This window comes from Burkholderia sp. LMU1-1-1.1, assembly GCF_040675865.1.
GTDB lineage: Bacteria > Pseudomonadota > Gammaproteobacteria > Burkholderiales > Burkholderiaceae_D > Rugamonas.
On the sequence record NZ_JBEGHG010000039.1, the window covers coordinates 1 to 1,443 of the forward strand.

The 1,443-nt window shown below is 60.0% G+C and carries 1 protein-coding gene; it reads right to left on the reverse strand.

The window, feature by feature from the left end; genetic code table 11:
* Positions 1 to 26: 26 nt before the first annotated feature.
* Positions 27 to 1,355, reverse strand: a complete 1,329-nt coding sequence (locus MRBLMU1_RS23460) for an IS4 family transposase (RefSeq protein ID WP_363506566.1) — start codon at positions 1,353 to 1,355, stop codon at positions 27 to 29.
* Positions 1,356 to 1,443 lie beyond the last annotated feature (88 nt).

Below are 1,443 nucleotides of genomic sequence, written 5' to 3' on the forward strand. Positions count from 1 at the left end.
GTGGACCTGACCCTAATGCCGCTAAGTTAAGTTTTCTTAGTTAATCGTTTCTCTGGATATCGCTGCGCCACCGCTTTAACGACCCGGTCGAATTTTCGTCCGGGTCGTTGCGCTTTCAGGTCGAGCACGAGCCTATCTCGCAGGCGTTTGAGCCTGGCCGGAATGGTGCCCGGCGAGGTTGCCCGCCCGATGGTCATCAGTTCGTTCTGGATGGTGCTTAGGGCCAAGAGGAAGCTGATCGAGGTGGGTTCGCATTTGGCCTCTAGGGCCGCCTTGGCCATTTCAATGCGAATCAAATTGTAGGCGATCATGGCCCCCCATATCTCTTGCTCGGTGCCTTCGACGCTCATGCTGCGCAACGTCAGCGCCGATCCCAGCATGGACTGTTTCAATTCCCTGTAGCTGGTCTCGATGCGCCAGCGCCGCTGGTAACAAGCAGCCAAGTCGGCACGCTTGACCATTTTGCGGTTTGTCAGTGACGTGAGCAGGTGGCGCGGCTTGCCGCCGTGGCCGTCGTCCACCTTCACCGCCCGCGCGCGCCACGTTTTGGGTAAATTGGGATCGGCCTTTCGGGCCTGCGCCGAGATCGCCATTTCCACCACCGCGTCATCGTCGGTGCCTTCCACGATGGTCCATTTGGTATTGGTTTTCGCCGGAATCAGGAAGTGGCGGTTGTTGCCGCCCGCGGTTAAATTGGACAGCAACTGCGCCGAGAAGAAACCCCGGTCAAACACGGTGAGCGAGTCGTCGGGCACGCTGGCGAGCAGATCGTGGGCGTGCGTCATCTCGCTGATGCTGTAGCGGCCAAAGCGGACGTCGCGGATGAGCTGGGTGTCGGCCATCATCAAGGTGACCGCCCGCGTTTGCGGATAGCTGGCCACCTTGTCGTTGGGATAATTCTGCGCGCCAAAATGCTCGCGGTTGGCCGCGCTGTCGGCCAGACGCAGCGTCGTGCCATCCATGGCCAGCAGGTGCAATCCCTTGAAGAGATAATGGGCCTGGTCGTGGGCGATCCACTGTTGGGCCGATTTCTCGAACAGCCATTTGAGTGGCTCGGCGCCCACGCGCTGGCGCGCTTGGGTCGTGGCGCTGGAGGTGATGCAGCGATCGGCCAGTTCCGGCAGTGCCAAGTCGAGACTGTCGACGATGTCCTTGACTGACATATGCCGGTACAACGCCAACGAGATGACGAGCCAGACGACCTGCTGCGCCGGTAGGCGCCGTGACCGGATACTCGCTTTGTCGGTGGCCCCCAGCGCCGCTTCGACCCATTCGTAAGGCAAATGTGCGCCTAGCCGCCTCCAGTCGGGCGCACTTGGAAGGTCTATAGCGAGGGAAATGGCATCTGATAGCATCGTGCCGGCAAGTTAACACTTCCGGCCGCCGTTTACAACAAAAATGCCGCTAAAAGCTTAAGTTAGCGGCATTAGGACCTGACCCCGG